At 46.6% G+C, this 21,123-nt stretch carries 20 protein-coding genes; 18 read left to right on the top strand and 2 right to left on the bottom strand.

The annotated features are described in order from the left end of the window. Window positions 1–175: 175 nt before the first annotated feature. From BACPLE_RS11090 to BACPLE_RS11055, 8 genes are all read left to right on the top strand, one after another. On the top strand, window positions 176–1,333 hold the full coding sequence (locus BACPLE_RS11090) for an aldose epimerase family protein (RefSeq protein WP_007561890.1): 1,158 nt from the start codon (window positions 176–178) through the stop codon (window positions 1,331–1,333). A gap of 49 nt (window positions 1,334–1,382) precedes the next feature. Further along, on the top strand, window positions 1,383–2,060 hold the full coding sequence (locus tag BACPLE_RS11085) for an NUDIX hydrolase (protein WP_007561888.1): 678 nt from the start codon (window positions 1,383–1,385) through the stop codon (window positions 2,058–2,060). A 4-nt stretch (window positions 2,061–2,064) separates the two neighbouring features. Then, the gene (locus BACPLE_RS11080; RefSeq protein WP_007561886.1) at window positions 2,065–2,754 is read left to right on the top strand and encodes an L-ribulose-5-phosphate 4-epimerase; all 690 of its coding nucleotides are present in this window, start codon (window positions 2,065–2,067) and stop codon (window positions 2,752–2,754) included. A gap of 40 nt (window positions 2,755–2,794) precedes the next feature. Then, window positions 2,795–4,321 (top strand): L-arabinose isomerase, encoded by a 1,527-nt coding sequence (gene araA / locus BACPLE_RS11075; RefSeq protein ID WP_007561883.1) that lies wholly within the window; start codon window positions 2,795–2,797, stop codon window positions 4,319–4,321. Between the two features lie 108 nt (window positions 4,322–4,429). Continuing rightward, window positions 4,430–6,025, top strand: a complete 1,596-nt coding sequence (locus BACPLE_RS11070; protein ID WP_007561882.1) for a xylulokinase — start codon at window positions 4,430–4,432, stop codon at window positions 6,023–6,025. Between the two features lie 134 nt (window positions 6,026–6,159). Continuing rightward, entirely contained in the window at window positions 6,160–8,175 is a 2,016-nt protein-coding gene (locus BACPLE_RS11065) for a transketolase family protein (protein WP_007561880.1), read from the top strand. After that, a complete protein-coding gene (gene rpiB, locus BACPLE_RS11060; protein ID WP_007561878.1) occupies window positions 8,175–8,609 on the top strand; it encodes a ribose 5-phosphate isomerase B in 435 nt (144 codons plus the stop codon). Before BACPLE_RS11065 ends, rpiB begins: the two co-directional genes overlap by 1 nt. A 227-nt stretch (window positions 8,610–8,836) precedes the next feature. Continuing rightward, entirely contained in the window at window positions 8,837–9,880 is a 1,044-nt protein-coding gene (locus BACPLE_RS11055; protein WP_007561875.1) for a DUF4468 domain-containing protein, read from the top strand. A 164-nt stretch (window positions 9,881–10,044) separates the two neighbouring features. Here BACPLE_RS11055 and BACPLE_RS11050 read toward each other — a convergent pair whose 3' ends face one another. After that, the gene (locus BACPLE_RS11050) at window positions 10,045–12,339 is read right to left on the bottom strand and encodes a bifunctional dihydroorotate dehydrogenase B NAD binding subunit/NADPH-dependent glutamate synthase (protein ID WP_007561873.1); all 2,295 of its coding nucleotides are present in this window, start codon (window positions 12,337–12,339) and stop codon (window positions 10,045–10,047) included. Window positions 12,340–12,692: 353 nt separating this feature from the next. Between BACPLE_RS11050 and BACPLE_RS11045 the strand changes: the two genes are divergently transcribed. Genes BACPLE_RS11045 through BACPLE_RS11025 form a run of 6 tightly spaced genes read left to right on the top strand, consistent with a single transcriptional unit; the run spans window position 12,693 to window position 15,853 of the window. Beyond that, window positions 12,693–12,971: a tetratricopeptide repeat protein gene (locus tag BACPLE_RS11045; RefSeq protein WP_007561871.1), complete on the top strand. Its 279-nt coding sequence runs from the start codon at window positions 12,693–12,695 to the stop codon at window positions 12,969–12,971. 12 nt (window positions 12,972–12,983) lie between these two features. Then, on the top strand, window positions 12,984–13,214 hold the full coding sequence (locus BACPLE_RS11040) for a 4Fe-4S binding protein (RefSeq protein WP_007561869.1): 231 nt from the start codon (window positions 12,984–12,986) through the stop codon (window positions 13,212–13,214). 29 nt (window positions 13,215–13,243) lie between these two features. Further along, the gene (locus BACPLE_RS11035; protein ID WP_040313010.1) at window positions 13,244–14,326 is read left to right on the top strand and encodes a 3-methyl-2-oxobutanoate dehydrogenase subunit VorB; all 1,083 of its coding nucleotides are present in this window, start codon (window positions 13,244–13,246) and stop codon (window positions 14,324–14,326) included. Between the two features lie 45 nt (window positions 14,327–14,371). After that, the gene (locus BACPLE_RS19820; protein ID WP_258361454.1) at window positions 14,372–14,503 is read left to right on the top strand and encodes a hypothetical protein; all 132 of its coding nucleotides are present in this window, start codon (window positions 14,372–14,374) and stop codon (window positions 14,501–14,503) included. A gap of 18 nt (window positions 14,504–14,521) precedes the next feature. Beyond that, window positions 14,522–15,295, top strand: coding sequence for a thiamine pyrophosphate-dependent enzyme (locus tag BACPLE_RS11030; protein ID WP_007561863.1), 774 nt, complete (start codon window positions 14,522–14,524; stop codon window positions 15,293–15,295). 15 nt (window positions 15,296–15,310) lie between these two features. Further along, a complete protein-coding gene (locus BACPLE_RS11025) occupies window positions 15,311–15,853 on the top strand; it encodes a 2-oxoacid:acceptor oxidoreductase family protein (protein WP_007561861.1) in 543 nt (180 codons plus the stop codon). A gap of 26 nt (window positions 15,854–15,879) precedes the next feature. Here the strand turns inward: BACPLE_RS11025 and BACPLE_RS19455 are convergent, their stop codons facing one another. Continuing rightward, window positions 15,880–16,023 (bottom strand): hypothetical protein, encoded by a 144-nt coding sequence (locus tag BACPLE_RS19455; protein ID WP_167535719.1) that lies wholly within the window; start codon window positions 16,021–16,023, stop codon window positions 15,880–15,882. A gap of 1 nt (window position 16,024) precedes the next feature. Here BACPLE_RS19455 and BACPLE_RS11020 point away from each other — a divergent pair, with 1 nt between their 5' ends. The 4 genes from BACPLE_RS11020 (at window position 16,025) to BACPLE_RS11005 (ending at window position 21,119) form a co-directional block, all read left to right on the top strand. Then, a complete protein-coding gene (locus BACPLE_RS11020) occupies window positions 16,025–18,112 on the top strand; it encodes a putative porin (RefSeq protein ID WP_040312876.1) in 2,088 nt (695 codons plus the stop codon). A gap of 10 nt (window positions 18,113–18,122) precedes the next feature. Then, window positions 18,123–18,941: a transporter substrate-binding domain-containing protein gene (locus tag BACPLE_RS11015; RefSeq protein ID WP_007561856.1), complete on the top strand. Its 819-nt coding sequence runs from the start codon at window positions 18,123–18,125 to the stop codon at window positions 18,939–18,941. Between the two features lie 12 nt (window positions 18,942–18,953). Then, the gene (locus BACPLE_RS11010) at window positions 18,954–19,943 is read left to right on the top strand and encodes a Gfo/Idh/MocA family protein (protein WP_007561855.1); all 990 of its coding nucleotides are present in this window, start codon (window positions 18,954–18,956) and stop codon (window positions 19,941–19,943) included. 75 nt (window positions 19,944–20,018) lie between these two features. Then, complete coding sequence (locus BACPLE_RS11005) at window positions 20,019–21,119, top strand: DUF4421 domain-containing protein (RefSeq protein ID WP_007561854.1); 1,101 nt, start codon at window positions 20,019–20,021, stop codon at window positions 21,117–21,119. Window positions 21,120–21,123: the final 4 nt, after the last annotated feature.

The following is a 21,123-nucleotide window of genomic DNA, read 5'->3' as shown; positions in this document are numbered from 1 at the left end:
TAAAAACTAACTTATAAATGAAGAGGATATGTAAAAAAGCTGCATATCCTCTTCATTGTTTTATAGAAACTACTGAAAAACACTCATTCTATGTTGAAAAACATCTGAAAAAAAGAACAAGCAATCGTTTTAAGTGTTACTTTTACACCATAGATAAAAACATCAACAATTTCATATGAAAAGCATGAACAAATCTTTTTTAGGGGCAAGTATCATCCTTGCAGTATTGAGCGGTTGTGCTTCCAAGCAAGCCCAGCAACCGGAACTGACATTATCAGGCTTGAACCCTGCTAATTTTGAGGTTTCAGCAGAAAATACCAAACCTATCAAACTTTACACCCTGAAGAACAATCAGGGAATGGAAGTTTGTGTAACCAATTTCGGAGGACGAATCGTATCAATCATGGTTCCCGACAAAAATGGAAAGATGACAGATGTGGTTCTTGGCTTTGACAGCATAGCTGACTATCAGAATATTCCAAGTGACTTCGGAGCTTCCATCGGCCGTTATGCCAACCGAATCAACAAAGGAAAAATTACTATTGACGGACAGGAAATCCAGCTTCCTACCAATAACTTCGGTCACTGTCTGCACGGTGGTCCTACCGGATGGCAGTATCAGGTATACGAAGCCAACCAAACCAACGACAGCACCATCGTACTGACCATGAAATCACCCGATGGAGACAATAACTTCCCAGGAAATGTAACTGCCAACGTGACTTACTCACTGACAGCTGACAATGCCATCGACATCAAATATGATGCTACTACAGATAAGACAACAGTCATCAACATGACTAACCACTCTTATTTCAACTTGAATGGTGACCCGTCTAAACCGGCTACAGATCATCTGCTTTACGTAGCTTCCGACAGTATTACTCCGGTAGACAGCACCTTCATGACAACAGGTGAAATGATGGCAGTAAAAGATACTCCGTTCGACTTCAACACGCCGAAGACCATCAGTGAAGGAGTAACAGAATTCTCTAACGAACAAGTGAAATTCGGTAACGGATTTGACCATAACTGGGTATTGAAAACCAAAGGTGACATCAATCAGGTGGCAGCCAAACTAACCAGCCCGACCACAGGTATCAGCCTGGAAGTGTACACAGACGAACCTGGTATTCAAGTGTATACCGGAAACTTTCTGGACGGAACAGTGAAGGGAAAGAAAGGCATCGCTTACCCGCAACGTGCATCTGTATGTCTGGAAACACAGCACTATCCTGACAGTCCCAACAAACCCCAATGGCCTTCTGTTATTCTGGCTCCGGGACAAACTTACCACAGCCACTGTATCTTCAAGTTTACAGTAGAAAAATAACAAAGACCAAAAGAAACCAAGTTGTAAAGAACCAAAAGTCACGAACTTCATGACCACATACTATAATCATAATCCCAAATTTTATGTCGGAATCGACTGTATTATCTTCGGATTCGACAAAGGCGAACTGAATCTATTGCTGCTCAAAAGAAACTTCGAACCTGCAATGGGACAATGGTCGCTGATGGGAGGCTTCATTCAGGAAAACGAAAGTGCTGATGATGCAGCCAAACGCGTATTAAGTGAACTGACCGGACTGGAAAATGTATACATGGACCAGATTGGCGCATTCGGAGCTGTAGACCGCGATCCGGGCGAGCGAGTTATTTCACTGGCTTATTATGCCTTAATCAATATCAATGAATATGACCGTGAGCTGGTGCAACAGCACAATGCTTTCTGGGTAAACATCAATGAATTGCCCGACCTGATTTTTGACCACAATGAAATGGTCGAGAAAGCTCGTGCCATCATGAAGCAAAAAGCCTCAAGGGCACCTATAGGCTTCAACCTCTTGCCAGAACTGTTCACCCTGACGCAGCTTCAAAGTTTGTACGAAGCGATTTACGGTGAACCGATGGACAAACGAAATTTCCGCAAACGTATTGCAGAGATGGGATTTATAGAAAAAACTGATAAAATTGATAAAACTGGATCAAGAAGAGGAGCCTCTCTCTACAAATTCAATGACAAGGCTTATCAGAAAGATCCGAAATTCAAACTTTAAGAATATGTTAGAAGCACTGAAAGAAGAAGTGTTTCATGCCAACCTGGATTTGGTGAAACACGGACTGGTTATTTTCACGTGGGGAAACGTATCAGCCATCGACCGTGAAAGCGGACTGGTGATTATCAAACCCAGTGGAGTGTCTTACGATGAAATGAAAGCAGAAGACATGGTAGTAGTCGACCTGGAAGGAAACGTGGTAGAAGGAAACTTACGTCCCTCAAGCGACACACCGACTCACCTTGTATTGTACAAAGCTTTTCCTGAAATCGGAGGTGTGGTACATACACATTCTACCTACGCTACCGCATGGGCACAAGCAGGCTGCGATATTCCGAACATCGGAACGACTCACGCCGACTATTTCCACGAAGCCATCCCCTGCACTGCCGACATGACAGAAGAAGAAGTGAAGGGAGCTTACGAAATGGAAACAGGTAACGTAATCGTGAAACGTTTTGAAGGCATGAATCCGGTACATACCCCGGGCGTACTCGTAAAGAACCATGGTCCTTTCTCATGGGGTAAGGATGCTCACGATGCCGTTCACAATGCCGTAGTTATGGAACAGGTAGCCAAAATGGCCAGCATTGCTTATGCTGTCAACCCACACCTGACCATGAATCAGCTGCTGGTAGAAAAACACTTCAGCCGCAAGCACGGTCCGAACGCTTATTACGGACAGAAAAAATAACATAAACAAATATCCAACCAAATAAAAACATAAAATCACTATGAACGCATTTGATCAATATGAAGTATGGTTCGTAACCGGAGCTCAGCTCCTTTACGGAGGCGATGCAGTTATCGCAGTAGACGCACACAGCAACGAAATGGTAGCAGGTTTGAATGCCAGCGGCAAATTGCCTGTAAAAGTAGTATATAAAGGAACTGCCAACTCTTCTAAAGAAGTAGAAGCAGTGTTCAAAGCAGCCAACAACGAAGAAAAATGTATCGGTGTAATCACTTGGATGCATACTTTCTCTCCTGCCAAAATGTGGATTCACGGCTTACAGCAGTTAAAGAAACCGTTGCTCCACCTGCACACTCAGTTCAACAAGGAAATTCCTTGGGATACCATGGACATGGACTTCATGAACCTGAACCAGTCTGCTCACGGTGACCGTGAATTTGGTCACATCTGCGCTCGTATGCGCGTACGCCGCAAAGTAGTAGTTGGCTATTGGAAAGATGAAAACACATTGTCTAAAATTGCTGTATGGATGCGCGTATGTGCTGCATGGGCAGATTCTCAGGATATGCTGATTCTGCGTTTCGGCGACCAGATGAACAACGTAGCTGTTACTGACGGTGACAAGGTAGAAGCTGAACAGCGCATGGGTTACCACGTAGACTACTGTCCGGTAAGCGAACTGATGAGCTATCACAAAGAAGTAAAAGACGAAGAGGTAGAAGCTCTTGTAAAAACTTACTTCAATGAATACGACCACGATGCAGCACTGGAAGACAAAGCTTCTGAAGCATACCAGAAAGTATGGAACGCAGCTAAAGCTGAATTGGCTCTGCGTGCTATCCTGAAAGCTAAAGGTGCCAAAGGTTTCACTACTAACTTCGACGACCTGGGTCAGACTGACGGAAGCTACTTCGACCAGATTCCGGGATTGGCTTCACAACGCCTGATGGCAGAAGGATATGGTTTCGGTGCAGAAGGTGACTGGAAATCAGCTGCTTTGTATCGTACAGTATGGGTTATGAACCAGGGATTGCCTAACGGATGTTCTTTCCTGGAAGACTACACACTGAACTTCGACGGTGAAAACAGCTCTATCCTTCAGGCTCACATGTTGGAAGTTTGTCCAATGATTGCAGCTAAGAAACCTCGTCTGGAAGTACACTTCCTCGGTATCGGTGTACGTAAGAGCCAGACTGCACGTCTTGTCTTCACTTCTAAGGTAGGTACAGGATGCACTGCTACTGTAGTAGACATGGGCAACCGCTTCCGTCTGATTGTAAACGACGTAGAATGTATCGAACCGAAACCACTGCCGAAATTGCCGGTTGCTTCTGCACTTTGGAAACCGATGCCTAACTTCGAAATCGGTGCGGGTGCATGGATTTTGGCTGGTGGTACTCACCACTCTTGCTTCTCATACGACCTGACTGCAGAATACTGGGAAGACTATGCAGAAATCGCTGGAATCGAAATGGTACATATCAACAAAGATACTACCATCGACAGCTTCAAGAAAGAACTTCGCATGAACGAAGTATACTACATGCTGAACAAAGCTCTTTGCTAATACTTAATCAAGTATATCTTAAAAGTGCTGGACAGAAGATTTCTTTCTGGCAGCACTTTTATTTTTTAATATTGCCTTATTTTTCACTTTAACTAATCGATTTTTAATATGAAAGATGCAAAGTCAACCATTGAGGCAGGTAAAGCCATTTTGGGTATTGAATTCGGTTCTACCCGAATCAAAGCTGTCCTGATTGACCAGGAAAATAAACCTATTGCTCAGGGAAGTCACACCTGGGAAAACCAGCTGGTAGATGGTCTTTGGACCTACAGCATTGAAGCTATCTGGGCTGGTGTGCAGGACTGCTATGCTGATCTTCGCGCAAACGTAAAAAGCCAGTACGGCATCGAAATAGAAAACTTGGCAGCCATCGGTATCAGTGCCATGATGCACGGTTACATGGCTTTCAACGATAAAGAAGAAATCCTCGTACCGTTCCGTACATGGAGAAATACCAACACTGGCAAAGCAGCTGCCGAACTGTCTGAACTCTTTGTCTACAACATTCCGTTGAGATGGAGTATCTCTCACCTCTATCAGGCTATCCTGAACAAGGAAGAACACGTGAAGGACATCACTTTCTTCACTACATTGGCAGGTTACGTACACTGGCAGATTACCGGCGAAAAAGTTCTGGGTATCGGTGATGCTTCTGGTATGCTTCCTATCGACCCTGAGACAAAGAACTACTCTGCCGAAATGATTGAAAAATTCGACAAGTTAGTAGCTCCTTACGGATACAGCTGGAAACTGACAGACATTCTGCCGAAAGTATTGCTGGCAGGAGAAAATGCTGGTTGCCTGACTGAAGAAGGTGCCAAGAAACTCGACGTATCAGGCCATCTGAAAGCAGGTGTACCTGTTTGTCCACCGGAAGGTGATGCAGGAACAGGTATGGTGGCTACCAATGCTGTAAAACAGCGCACGGGTAATGTATCGGCTGGAACTTCTTCTTTCTCTATGATCGTACTGGAAAAAGACCTGTCAAAACCATACGAAATGATTGACATGGTAACTACTCCTGACGGAAGCCTGGTAGCCATGGTACACTGCAACAACTGTACTTCCGACCTGAATGCATGGGTAAACCTGTTCAAGGAATACCAGGAACTGATGGGTATGCCGGTAGATATGGACGAAATTTTCGGCAAGCTGTACAACCACGCACTGGCAGGTGATGCAGACTGCGGCGGACTGATTTCGTACAACTATTTCTCAGGCGAACCTGTAACCGGCCTAACAGAAGGACGTCCGTTATTCGTACGTACAGCAAGCGATAAATTCAACCTGGCCAACTTTATGCGTGCACACTTGTATGCATCAGTAGGCGTACTTAAGATTGGAAATGACATTCTCTTCAACGAAGAAAAAATCAAAGTAGACCGCATCACAGGTCACGGAGGTCTGTTCCGTACCAAAGGTGTAGGTCAGAGAGTTCTTGCAGCAGCCATCAACTCACCGATTTCTGTGATGGAAACTGCAGGAGAAGGTGGTGCATGGGGTATTGCCCTGTTAGGTTCTTATCTGGTAAACAATGACAAGAAGCAGTCACTGGCTGACTTCCTCGACGAAAAAGTGTTTGCCGGAAATGCTGGCGTGGAGGTATCTCCTACCGCAGAAGACGTAGCCGGATTCAATGCTTATATTGAAAATTACAAGGCTTGTCTGCCGGTAGAAGAGGCTGCGGTAAAATACAAGAAGTAAAAAAATGTAAAATAAATAAGTTACTTCCACTTTGTAATTTACATATAAATGTCATACCTTTGCTCATAATTTCAAAAAGCGGGTGACTTGTGCCACCCGTATTTTATGTAGCATACAAATCAAAATTTAGTTATATGAACAGCAAACAAGTAATGAACCACGCTGCTGACAATATTCGTATTTTGGCTGCTTCAATGGTTGAAAAAGCAAAGTCTGGACACCCCGGAGGTGCAATGGGTGGAGCCGATTTCATCAATGTCTTGTATGCAGAGTATCTGCAGTATGACCCTCAGAACCCGAAATGGGAAGGTCGCGACCGCTTCTTCCTGGATCCGGGCCACATGTCACCGATGTTATATTCACAATTGGCTCTTATCGGTAAATTTACATTAGACGAATTAAAACAATTACGTCAGTGGGGCTCTCCTACTCCGGGACATCCTGAAGTGGACGTAATGCGCGGCATTGAGAACACTTCTGGCCCGCTGGGACAGGGACATGTATTTGCTGTAGGTGCTGCCATCGCTGCCAAATTCCTTGCAGCTCGTACGGGTAATCCTACTTTCAATAAAGAAACTATCTACGCTTATATCTCTGACGGTGGTATTCAGGAAGAAATTTCTCAGGGTGCAGGCCGTATTGCCGGTCACCTGGGTCTGGACAACCTGATCATGTTCTATGACTCAAATGACATCCAGCTTTCTACAGAAACAAAGGATGTTATCTCTGAAGATACAGCCATGAAATACCGTGCATGGGGATGGAATGTCATCGAAATCAACGGTAACGACTGCGAACAAATCCGTACTGCTCTGGATGCTGCAAAAGCAGAAAGCAAACGCCCGACGCTGATTATCGGTAAATGTATCATGGGTAAGGGTGCCCGCAAGGACGATAACTCTTCATACGAACACAATTGTAAGACTCACGGTGCTCCTCTGGGTGGCGACGCTTACAAGAACACCATGATCAACTTGGGTGCTGACCCTGAAAATCCGTTTGTTATCTTCGATGACGTAAAAGAAATTTACGCAAAACGTGAAGAAGAACTGAAAGCTATCGTAGCTGCACGTCATGAAGAAGAAGCTGCATGGGCTGCAGCTAATCCAGAAAAAGCCGCTCAACAGAAAGAATGGTTCAGCGGAGCAGCTCCGAAAGTAGACTGGGCTGGTATCCAGCAGAAAGCAAACGATGCTACTCGTAACGCATCTGCAGCTGTATTGGGCGCATTGGCACAGCAGGTTCCTAACATGATCTGTGCTTCTGCCGACTTGTCTAACTCTGACAAGACTGACGGTTTCTTGAAAAAGACTCATGCATTTGTAAACGGTGACTTCAGCGGTGCCTTCTTCCAGGCCGGAGTAGCCGAACTGACTATGGCTTGCTGCTGTATCGGTATGGCACTGCACGGTGGTGTAATCGCTGCCTGCGGTACATTCTTCGTATTCTCAGACTACATGAAGCCGGCTGTACGTATGGCTGCCCTCATGCAGTTGCCTGTGAAGTTCATCTGGACTCACGATGCATTCCGTGTAGGTGAAGACGGTCCTACTCACGAACCAGTAGAACAGGAAGCACAAATCCGCTTAATGGAAAAACTGAAAAACCACCACGGTAAGAACTCTATGCTGGTACTTCGTCCGGCCGATGCAGAAGAAACTACTGTCTGCTGGAAACTGGCTATGGAAAATACCGATACTCCGTCGGCTCTGATTCTGTCTCGCCAGAACATCAACATGTTGCCTGCAGGTACAGACTACTCACAGGCAGCCAAGGGAGCTTACATCGTAGCTGGTTCTGACGAAAATCCGGATGTCATCATGGTAGCTTCTGGTTCTGAAGTATCTACCTTGGTAGCTGGAGCCGAACTGCTTCACAAAGACGGTGTGAAGACTCGTATCGTATCAGTTCCGTCAGAAGGTTTGTTCCGCAGCCAGAGCAAGGAATATCAGGAAAGCATTCTTCCGGCTGGAGCCAAAGTATTTGGTCTGACAGCTGGTCTGCCAGTCAACTTGTTGGGTTTGGTAGGTGCAAACGGCAAGATCTGGGGATTGGAATCATTCGGTTTCTCTGCTCCATACAAAGTGCTGGATGAAAAACTGGGCTTCACTGCTGAAAATGTATATAACCAAGTAAAAGAAATGCTCTGATGAAAACAATAGGACTTGCATCCGACCATGCCGGATTTGAATTGAAACAATACGTGAAAAAATGGCTGGAAGCCAAAGGATGGGAATACAAAGATTTCGGAACTTACACAACCGACAGTTGTGACTATCCCGACTTTGCTCACCCGCTGGCTTTGGCAGTAGAAAACGGAGAATGCTATCCGGGAATTGCCATCTGCGGAAGTGGTGAAGGAATCGGTATCACCCTGAACAAACACCAAGGTATCCGTGCCGCACTTTGCTGGATTCCGGAAATCGCTCATCTGGCCCGTCAGCACAACAATGCCAACGTACTGGTGATGCCGGGACGTTTCATTGATGAAGCAATGGCCGACAAGATCATGACGGAATTCTTCACTACCGATTTTGAAGGCGGACGCCATCAGGCACGCATCGACAAAATTCCCGTTCGATAATCCCCCGCTCCTGCTTCGGAGAGGTTCTATTTGATAGAAATACGTACAAAGCCTGTTTTCCTGAAAAGGGAAACGGGCTTTGTTGTTTTTACTGAAATGTATAATTGTTTCACAAAAAAATAATAAGAAATCCTATTCCTACACCGCAGTTAAAAAAAATACCTATCTTTACACATGCTATCTTTAAGAAATAATGTTTCATACTATAAAAAACTTTGATACGAATCATGAAAAAACTATTGTTCATCTTATTGGCCTGCCTGCCGTTGTTCGGAATGGCCAAAGATAAAAAAGACAACTCCGACCCGAAATATCTGGCTGGAGCGATTACAATGGAGGATGGAAAGGTAACCTTCAATCATGAAATCAAGGCTCCTTCCCTTTCAAAAGAACAACTCTATCAGCAGATGCTAGACTGGGCCAACAACCGCTTCAAATCTGACGGAAAACTGCAGAGCCGAGTAGTCTACACCAACGAAGAAGAAGGTGACATTGCCGCCTCAGCCGAAGAATACATTGTGTTCTCTTCCTCGGCACTTTCACTGGACCGTACCCGCATCTACTACCAGTATCTGATCAATGTAGCTGATGGGGTATGCCACATGACCATGACCCGCATCCGTTACTGGTATGACGAGAACCGCGACGGAGGAGAAAAATATACTGCCGAAGAATGGATTACCGATGACATGGCACTGAACAAGAAGAAAACCAAACTGGCTCCTATCTGCGGAAAGTTCCGTCGTGAGACCATCGACCTGAAAGACCAGCTCTTCCAGTCGGCTACCGATGCACTGGGACAAAAGGTACTGGCTAACGAAACAGCTCCTGCTGTAGTTCCAGCAACTCCTCTGACCCCGGCCATGACCCTGACCGGCGAACTGAAGGAAGTGCCTGTAGCACAATTCTCAGACAACTGGAACAGTCAGTTGCAAAACGGACGCATTACCCTGACTGCCAACGATGAAGAAATAGAAATCAAGGCCGAAAACTGGGGAGGTTTTGGTAAATTGTTCAACAAAAACGTGGCTTACCTGCTGATTGCACAAGACCGCATCGCTCTTAGTGCCCTGATGGAACAGTGCAGCGAATATAAGATTTCATTCTATGCACAAGGTGCTTCCCAACCGACAGCAGTTATCGAATGTAAGAAGTCAATGAGCCAGAAAATGACGGCTGAAGATCTGAAATCACTTAACATTCAAGCAGATAACAGCAAGTCATACACCATGTATACAGGCGAAATCACACACACTCAGCTGCGTCAGTAATCACATAGAAAAACGTCCTTGCGCTTCAACCGAAACACAAGGACGTTTTGTTTTAAACGCTTTGACATTTTACCTAAAACGCAAGTGCGTTTTAAAAGAGACGCTTAGACGTTCTGTTACAAACGTCCAAGCGTCTCTTTTATGTCTGATTTTCAAGTTTGTTTTTATCCCTGACGAAGCTGGCGATCCATGGCAGCAGCCGCACGGCGTCCGTCACCCATCGCCAAGATTACAGTAGCTCCACCGCGCACGATGTCACCACCGGCATAGATGGTCGGGATAGACGACTGCATGTCATCGTTGACGGCAATAGTTCCCTTGCGTCCTAATTCCAGTCCAGGAATAGAATTCGGCACAATCGGGTTAGGCGATACACCTACACTGACAATGGCCATGTCGATGTCGAGAGTTACTGTAGCTCCCGGAATGGCAACCGGACTACGACGACCGGAAGCATCAGGCTCACCCAGTTCCATTTTCTGCAATACCACCTGTTTTACACGTCCCTTCTCATCGGCAATGTATTCTATCGGATTGTGCAATGTCAGGAATTCCACACCTTCTTCCTTGGCATGTTTCACCTCTTCCAGACGAGCCGGCATTTCTGCTTCCGAACGACGGTAGATAATCATCGCTTTCTCTGCTCCCAAACGGCGTGCTGTACGTACAGAGTCCATCGCCGTATTTCCACCACCAATTACAGCCACTCGCTTGCCGAATGTCACCGGAGTATCGGCATCTTCGCTGGCCGCATCCATCAGGTTTACACGTGTCAGGTACTCATTCGAAGACATGATGTTGATGGAGTTCTCGCCCGGAATATTCATGAAGTTAGGCAGTCCGGCACCCGAAGCAACGAAGATTCCCTTGAAGCCTTCACTTTCGAGGTCTTCCACACTGATGGTCTTACCTACGATGCAGTCCTTCACGAAAGTCACTCCCATCTTGGACAGGTTTTCGATTTCCACATCCACAATCTTGTTCGGCAGACGGAATTCCGGAATACCGTATTTCAATACCCCACCAATTTCATGCAGCGCCTCGAACACGGTTACGTCGTAACCCATCTTGGCCATATCGCCTGCAAACGACAATCCAGCAGGTCCTGAACCCACTACTGCAATCTTGATACCATTCTTGGCTGCAATTTCGGGCACTGAAATCTGTCCGCTTTCACGTTCATAATCAGCAGCGAAACGTTCCAGGTAACCGATAGCCACCGCTTCGTGTCCCATCTTCAGGTGAATACATTTCGATTCACACTGCTTTTCCTGCGGACAGACACGTCCACATACGGCCGGAAGCGCACTGGTCTTTTTCAGCGTACGCGCTGCTTCCAGGAATTCTCCGCGTTCGATGTTCTTGACAAAGCCCGGAATATCAATACCCACCGGACAGCCTTCCATACAAGAAGGATTAGCACAGTCCAGACAACGTTTGGCTTCTGTCAGCGCCTGCTCTTCGCTCAGTCCCAAGTTCACTTCTTCCTTACGGCTGTGTGAACGGTATTCCGGATCCAGTTCGTTCATCTTTACGCGCGGAATAGCCGTACGTTCTTTCGGCTTCATGCTTTTGCGCAGCACTTCACGCCATTCAGCGTTTCGTCCGGAAGCAGCCTGTTCAGCTTCACAAGTTGCAGGTTTAGTATCCAGTTTATGAATTTCTTCACGCTCAATATCCTTGAAAGCCCCCATACGTTTCAGCATCTCGTCGAAGTCCACCTGATGACCATCGAATTCCGGACCATCCACGCATACGAACTTCGTCTTTCCGCCCACGGTGATACGGCAAGCACCACACATACCCGTACCATCCACCATGATGGTGTTCAGTGAAACATCAGTCGGAATATCATATTTCTTAGTCAGAAGACAGACAAATTTCATCATGATGGCCGGACCAATGGCAAAACACTTGTCCACCTTTTCACGCTTGATGACTGCTTCTACTCCTTCCGTAACCAAACCTTTCTGTCCGTAAGAACCGTCGTCCGTCATGATAATCACTTCGTCCGAGCTCTCACGCATTTCCTTTTCAAGAATAATCAGTTCCTTGGTACGTCCGGCCAGCACAGTAATTACCCGGTTTCCCGCAGCCTTCAATGCCTGCACGATAGGCAACATCGGAGCCACACCTACACCACCTCCGGCACAAACCACTGTCCCGAAGTTCTCAATATGAGTAGCCTTTCCCAGCGGACCTACCACATCTGTAATGTAATCACCCACATTCAATTCGCACAAACGGGTAGACGAAAGTCCTACCTCCTGCACCACCAAAGTAATGGTTCCTTTCACCGGATCGGCTGCTGCAATAGTCAAAGGCATGCGTTCCCCCTTCTCGCCTACACGGACAATGACAAAATGTCCCGCCTTACGCGACTTTGCAATTAAAGGAGCCTCAATCACCAGTTTGAAGACCTTTTCGGAAAAATGTTCCTTCTGAAGAATCTTGTTCATAATTCTATCTGATAAGTTAATTATTTAGTTGTTTGTTTCATGAATAAATTGCCACAAAGTTAAAAGAAATAATGACATAATCAAATAGATTCTGCTCATTCAATAAACTTTTGGTAACCCCTTACAATATCTGACAAATCTGTTACACCCTTCATTATTTTAAGCAATTAGTTAAATATGCATCTTTTTCAATTGAAACAAAAACCACAGCATTAGAATATATTATAAATCAGCATTTTACACAATACCTAGAAAAAGAAAAATCGGCATTTTTTACTATTTATTACGTAAAAATGACTCTCGTACCAAATTAAAGACTATCTTTGTAAGGTTACAATATGACATAAAAGACCATGAATGAACAACTGAATCACATCAGACAACTGATAAATGAAGGACATGTAGACACCGCTATATCTCGCCTGAATGATTGGTTGCAAACGGCTTCCTCGCCTACAGCGGAAGCATATTATCTTTTGGGAAATGCCTATCGGAAAAAAGGTGACTGGCAGGGAGCGCTCAACAATTACCAGGAAGCGATTGCCCTGGACCCGGAAAGTCCGGCAACCGATGCCCGGAAGATGGTGATGGATATACTTAACTTTTATAATAAAGATATGTTTAATCAATAAGAGATATATACTATGGCTAAGATGAAAGGTGTGGTTATCGTAAATACCGAACGCTGCAAGGGATGCAACTTATGTGTGGTAGCATGCCCGCTGCATGTGTTGTCACTCACCCCGAAAGTAAATCAAAAAGGATATAATTACGTACAGCAGGTAGTGGAAGATACCTGTAACGGATGCTCTTCGTGCGCCATTGTGTGCCCGGACGGTTGTCTGACCGTATACAGAGCGAAAAGTGAAGAATAAAAATGCCCAACAAGCAAAATCGAAAAATTATGGCAGAAGAAGTTGTTCTTATGAAAGGTAACGAGGCCATAGCCCATGCCGCCATCCGTATCGGCGTGGACGGTTACTTCGGTTACCCTATCACCCCCCAATCTGAAGTATTGGAAACGCTTGCCGAACAGAAGCCATGGGAAACTACCGGAATGGTAGTTCTTCAGGCTGAAAGTGAAGTGGCAGCAATTAATATGGTATACGGAGGCGCCGGCAGTGGAAAAATGGTCATGACTTCGTCCTCCAGTCCGGGCGTCAGCTTGAAGCAGGAAGGTATCTCCTACATCGCAGGTGCGGAACTTCCTTGTCTGGTAGTCAACGTGATGCGAGGAGGTCCGGGTCTGGGTACTATTCAGCCCAGTCAGGCCGACTATTTCCAGACTACCAAGGGAGGCGGTCACGGCGACTACCACCTGATTGCACTGGCTCCGGCTTCCGTACAGGAAATGGCTGACTTTGTAGGGCTGGCTTTCGACCTGGCTTTCAAATACCGCAATCCAGCTATGATTCTGGCCGACGGTGTAATCGGTCAGATGATGGAAAAGGTAGTGCTTCCGGAATATCGCCCCAGACGTACGGAAGAAGAGATTCTGGCACAATGTCCGTGGGCAACGACCGGCTGCAAGGGACGCAAGCCCAATATCATCACCTCATTGGAACTGGATCCGGCCATCATGGAGCAGCGTAACTTGCACTTGCAGGCTAAATACGCAGAAATCGAAGAAAAAGAAACACGCTACGAGGAACTTGACACAGAAGATGCTGAATACCTGATTGTAGCTTTCGGCTCTTGTGCACGTATCGCACAGAAAGCCATGGAGCATGCACGCGAAGAAGGTATCAAGGTAGGTCTGTTCCGTCCGATTACATTATGGCCGTTCCCGAGCAAGGCCCTGAAAGAAAGAGCTAAACAGGTGAAAGGTATCCTGACCGTGGAACTGAACAGCGGACAGATGATTGAAGATGTCCGTCTGGCCGTAGAATGTAAGGTACCCGTAGAACATTTCGGACGTCTGGGAGGTATCGTACCCGATCCGGATGAAGTAATCGAAGCCATCAAGGAAAAACTGATTCAGAAATAAGCTATGGATACCGATAGAATAAGAGCCGTCTTAAACGTACTGTTTATGATTGGAGCATTGATTTCCGTCATTCTCTACTTCACACTGGGTGAAGACAAGACCGTATTCTTTTATGTATGCGGTGCCTCTCTTTTCCTGAAGATGATGGAATTCGTGTTTCGTTTCTTTCTACGATAAACTACAGGAGAACTAATTATGACAAAAGAAGATATAATCAAACCTGAGAATCTGGTTTATCAGAAGCCTCGCCTGCTGAACGATAACCCTATGCACTACTGTCCGGGATGCAGTCACGGAGTAGTTCACAAACTGATTGCCGAAGTCATCGACGAAATGGGCATGGCCGAGAAAGCTGTCGGAGTAAGTCCGGTAGGTTGTGCCGTGTTCATGTATAATTACCTGGATATAGACTGTCAGGAAGCTGCACACGGACGTGCACCTGCCCTGGCTACTGCCATCAAGCGCTTATGGCCCGACCGCCTGGTATTTACCTATCAGGGCGACGGTGACCTGGCCTGCATCGGTACGGCCGAAACCATTCACGCCCTGAACCGCGGAGAAAACATCACCATCATTTTCATCAACAATGCCATCTATGGTATGACCGGCGGCCAGATGGCTCCGACCACGCTGGTGGGTATGAAGACTTCTACCTGCCCGTACGGACGTGTTCCGGAAATCCACGGTTACCCGCTGAAGATGACCGAAATTGCCGCTACACTGGAAGGTACCGCCTACGTAACCCGCCAGTCAGTGCAGTCAGTGGCTGCCATCCGCAAGGCCAAGAAAGCCATCCGCAAGGCATTCGAATGTTCCATGCAGAAAAAAGGCTCCAGTCTGGTAGAAATCGTATCTACCTGCAACTCAGGATGGAAAATGACACCCGAAGCCGCCAACAAATGGATGGAAGAACACATGTTCTCCTTCTACCCGCTAGGCGACCTGAAAGATACTACCGAAAATAAATAATTATTTGCACATTATATGAAAGAGGAAATTATCATAGCAGGATTTGGAGGTCAGGGAGTTCTTTCCATGGGAAAAATTCTGGCATATTCCGGTCTGATGGAAAACAAGGAGGTGACTTGGATGCCAGCCTACGGTCCGGAACAGCGCGGAGGTACGGCCAACGTCACTGTCATTGTGAGCGACGAGCGTATCTCATCCCCGATTCTCAGCAAGTATGACACAGCCATCATCCTGAACCAGCCTTCGCTTGCCAAGTTTGAAAGCAAAGTTAAGCCAGGTGGAGTATTGATTTACGACGGATACGGCATCATCAACCCTCCTACACGCAAGGACATCCATGTGTATCGCATTGATGCCATGGACGAAGCCAACGAACGAAAAATGGCTAAGACCTTCAACATGATTGTATTGGGAGGATTGCTGAAAATCCGTCCCATCGTATCTATCGAAAGTGTGGTGAAAGCTCTGCGCAAGACTTTGCCTGAACGTCACCATCACCTGATTCCGATGAACGAAGAAGCCATACATATCGGTATGGACATCATCAAGGAAGTCTGATTTCTTACCGGAAGCGTACTTCTATATCACAGGCTGCCAGCGCATTTACAGAAAGAAATGCGGTTGGCAGCCTGCTTCTTTTTCCAGAGTTTCACTTCAAACATCTCCAATGCTACTTTTTGAAAGCCACAATCTCCCATTTTCGCATTTTTATTGTATCTTTGCCCCATTATGAAGAAGATATTTTTTACAACCCTATTCATACTGGTGTGCACCGCCCTCTCGGCACAGAACACCATTTCCCAATACGGACAAGGAATGTCGGCCACCGGAATGGACGGCAACAGATATGACCGAAACGGTAATCCGATTGATACAACCGCAGTGATTGATGCCAGCACCGTACCGGTGGGACTGAATGCCTGGAAAATCGACACACGCTTTGGAGAAATGACTCCCGTTCCGGTCGATACCCTGCAGCATGGATTCCAGAACTCCAATGATACAGGAGGACCTACGGGACATTATACCTACTTAGGTAACTTGGGAGCACCGCGTATCTCACACGTGTTCTTTGAACGGAAAGAAAGCAGCCAATTTTTCTTCACCGATCCGTACGATTTCACCGTACGAAAGCCCAGTGATGTGGTGTATACCAATACCAAATCACCTTTCACCAACCTGACCTACTTCAAGCAGGGAGACGGACGCTACGGAGAGGAACGTTTCAAAGCTTACTTTGCCGTAAATGTAAACAAGCGTATGGGCTTCGGGTTCGACATCGACTACACTTACGGCCGAGGAAAATACGACAGCCAGTCTACGGCACTATTCAACGGCAACCTCTTTGCCTACTATCACGGCGACCAGTACGACATGCACTTCAGCTTTATCAATGAGAACCTGAAGGTGGCCGAAAACGGAGGTATCACGGACGACCGCTACATCACCAACCCGCTGGAGATGGCCGAGGGAAACCGAACCTACGAAACGTATTCTATCCCGACCAATCTGTCGAATATCTGGAACAACAATACCGGGTATCATGCCTTCCTGACTCATCGGTATAACTTGGGATTCTATCGCGATGAAACGACTGAGAACGATACGATAACCAAAGAGGTATTCGTACCGGTGACCAGCTTCATTCATACCGTCAACGTAGACATCAACCGCAGAAAATACGTGTCTTATGACGTTGACCAGAATGAAGAATACTTTGAACATAACTATCTGGGCAAGGATTCACTGGACATCACCAAGAACTTCTCTATCAAGAACACCGTCGGCATTGCCCTGCGGGAAGGATTCAACAAATGGGCCAAAGCCGGACTGACCGTTTTTGCCAGCTTTGAGCATCGTAACTTTACGCTGACAGATACCATTACCGGCACTCCGGGACGACGCATCCCAACAACTCACAAAGAGAATGTCTTGTCCATCGGAGGCCAGCTTATCAAGTCACAGGGAAAGACACTGCACTACAATGTGTTGGGTGAGATAGCCATGATTGGAGAAGATGCCGGACAGTTCAGTGTAGAAGGACAAGGTGACCTGAACTTCCGCCTGTTTAACGATACCGTACGTCTGGAAGCCAATGCCTATATCAAAAACCTGAATCCTACGTTCTACTACCGCCATTTCCACTCTAAACATTACTGGTGGGACAATGACCTGAGCAAAATCATGCGTACACGCATTGAAGGAAAGCTGAGTATCGACCGCTGGCGGACACAGTTGAAGGCAGGAGTAGAAAATATCACCAACTATACGTATCTGGACAATGCGTCAGTGAAATATACCAACGCCAACGATGTGGTCAGCTACAAGAACGACATGGCCGTACGCCAGCATTCCGGAAACATCCAAGTGTTCAGTGCCAGCCTGCGTCAGGACTTCAAGTTGGGCATCCTTCATTTAGACAATGAAATCACCTACCAGAAGACCAGCAACGAGACCGTGCTTCCCTTGCCGGAACTTGTACTCTATCACGACCTGTACATCCGGTTCGGACTGGCCAAGAAGGTGTTGAGCATTGAAATGGGAGCCGATATGCGTTACTTTACACAATATTATGCCCCCGACTATGCCCCGGCTATCGGACAATTCTACCTGCAAAATCCGGATACACGTTATAAAGTCGGAGGCTACCCCCTCATCAACGGATACATCAACCTGCACCTGAAACGTACGCGTATCTTCGTACAGATGTATAACCTGCTGCAGCGTACGGGAGAAAAGAGCTACTTCCTGGCTCCGCACTATCCGCTCAACCCGCGTATCCTGAAAGTAGGACTCTCATGGAACTTCTTTGATTAATTCTCTGCCTATGAAGAGAAACCAAATTCTATACCTGGCAGGCGGATTGATTATTCTTGTCGCCATACTTCGGCTCTGTTCGTATCATGAAGAAGAACCGAAGTTCACACCACGCGACTATCCGGAAATCATCGAGTCAGGCATCCTCCGTGCAGTAACGGAATACAATACCATCAGCTATCATGCCGACAAGGACAGTCTGTCCGGCTTTGACTACGAACTGCTGAATGCCTTTGCACAAGCCAAGAACCTACGGCTGGAAGTCACTCCGGAAATGAGCTTTGAGGAACGGTTGAAAGGCCTCAACAAAGGAAAATACGACCTGATTGCTACGGAAACAACCGTAACTACCCGTTCCAAAGACTCCCTTCTTTTCAGCCACACTCTGCTGCTCAGCAAGCAGGTACTGGTACAGCGCAAACCGGAAAAAGGGAAAGACAGTCTGTACATACACAACCAACTGGAGTTAGGACACAAAACCCTGCATGTGGTCAAAGGCTCTCCTGCCCTGCTGCGCCTGCACAACCTCATCAGCGAGATAGCCGACACCATCTATATTCAGGAGATAGAACAATACGGTCCTGAACAACTCATGGCCATGGTTTCCGGAGGTGACATTGACTATGCCGTGTGCGACGAGAATATTGCCAAGGCAAACATGCACCTATATCCAAACCTGGATATTGATACAGACATCAGTTTCACCCAATTCTACGCATGGGGAGTAGCTAAACATTCTCCCATCCTGCTCGACAGCCTGAACCAATGGCTCGATGAATACATGAAAAGCGAAGACTATCAGAAATTATATAAGAAATATTTTCATTAAAACCACTCATCTATGATCAAACTAGATAAAGTAAACTGGGGATTCATCGGATGCGGTGAAGTCACCGAAAAGAAAAGCGGACCCGCTTTTAACATGATAGAAGGCTCACGGGTGGTTGCCGTCATGAGCCGCGACGAAGAAAAAGCCAAATCCTACGCCATACGCCATCAGATACCCCGATGGTACACCGACGCACAAGAGTTGATTGGAGACGAAGATGTGAATGCCATTTACATCGCTACTCCTCCTTCTTCGCATGCCACATTTGCCATCATGGCGATGAAGGCCGGCAAACCAGTATACATCGAGAAGCCGATGGCTGCCAGCTATGAAGACTGCGCACGTATCAACCGCATTTCGAAAGAGACCGGAGTGCCTTGCTTCGTAGCCTATTACCGCCGCTACCTGCCCTACTTTCAAAAAGTCCGTCAGTTAGTGGAAGAAGGCGAAATCGGCAACGTTATCAACGTGCAGATTCGTTTCGCACAGCCCCCGCGTGCACTCGATTACAACAGCAAGAACCTGCCGTGGCGTGTGCAACCCGATATTGCAGGTGGAGGTTATTTCTACGACCTGGCTCCCCACCAGCTCGATTTATTGCAGGACATGTTCGGATGCATCCTGGAAGCAGAAGGATACAAATGTAACCGTGGCGGACTGTATGAAGCAGAAGATACAATCAGTGCCTGCTTCAAGTTTGACTCCGGCCTGCCCGGCTCAGGTTCATGGTGCTTCGTAGCCCACGACTCCGCCAAGGAAGACCGTATTGAAATTATCGGAGACAAAGGTATGATCTGCTTTTCCGTCTTCACCTACGACCCGATAGCCCTGCATACGGAACGTGGACGTGAAGAAATCCTGCCTCCTAACCCTCCTCATGTACAGCTTCCGCTGATTAAAGCTGTAGTAGAGCATCTGCAAGGAAAGGCAGTCTGCACCTGCGACGGGGTCAGTGCCACTCCTACCAACTGGGTAATGGACCGCATTCTGAACAAACTTTAACTAATACACGATGGGGTGAAGCCACTCTCTTTGTTGACCATACTGTCTATACTCCTTTTCTATCCGACGCACACCATGGCTCAGGTAGAGAAGAAAGACAGCGTGTCAATCAACGAACCGGCTCCTGTGGCTTCTCCCCGACTGTCATTAAGCAGTCTGACCGACGGTATTGTCCGTTCCATCAAGTACACTGGAGAAGAAATCAAGAAGGCTGGGGCCAAACTGAACACCATAGACACCACTTACATCTCTCCCAACAAATATAATCTGGCCTTCATGCTGGAGCAAAGTTCCTGGTATGAACATTACCGGTTGGGCAGCAACGACGGACAGAGTCTGAATTTTGCCCCGAACATCAATACTAAGTTAGGAGTCTATTTCGGCTGGAGATGGATCTTTTTAGGACTTTCTTTCGACATCAAAGACCTTATCGGCAAAGGGAAGGAAAAAGCTCCCCGAAAAGAAATTGTATTCAATCTATACAGCGCTAAATTTGGTGTAGACTTGTATTACCGGAAAACAGGCAGCGACTTCAAGCTGTCTTCCTATGAAAAGTTTAACCTGAGCCAAAGCTATACGAACACACAGTTCAACGGTTTTCAAAGCAACATCAAAGGACTGAATGCCTATTGGATTTTCAACCACAAGCGATTTTCCTATCCTGCAGCCTATAGCCAGTCGACCAACCAGCGGAAAAGCTGCGGTTCTCTGTTGGCCGGATTTTCCTATTCCCAGCATAACATTTCTTTCGACCACACCCAATTGCCCGAGGAAATGCAACAGCAGCTCAGTTCCTCCCTGAAATTTCACAGCTTGCGCTATACCGACTACAACCTTAGTGTTGGCTACGGTTACAACTGGGTATTCGCTAAGAATTGTCTGCTGAATGTTTCTCTCCTTCCCGCCATAGCCTATAAAAAAGCACGTATCAACGACCAGCCTACTCAAAGCGGAACCGACTGGGCACAATGGATAAAAGACATCAACTTTGATCTGATTACACGTGCCGGCATCACCTGGAACAACAGCAAATACTATGTAGGAGCGTCTCTCGTACTCCACACGTATGACTACCGGAAACCCTCCTTCTCTATGACCAACTCTTTCGGAAGCTTACGTATCTACATGGGATTCAACTTCTGGAAAAAGAAAGAATACCGTGAGAAAAAAGAATAAAAAA

The sequence above is a fragment of the Phocaeicola plebeius DSM 17135 genome (assembly GCF_000187895.1).
Classification (GTDB): domain Bacteria; phylum Bacteroidota; class Bacteroidia; order Bacteroidales; family Bacteroidaceae; genus Phocaeicola; species Phocaeicola plebeius.
Note: the sequence above shows the minus strand (reverse complement) of the source record. Positions and strands in the feature narration are given on the sequence as shown.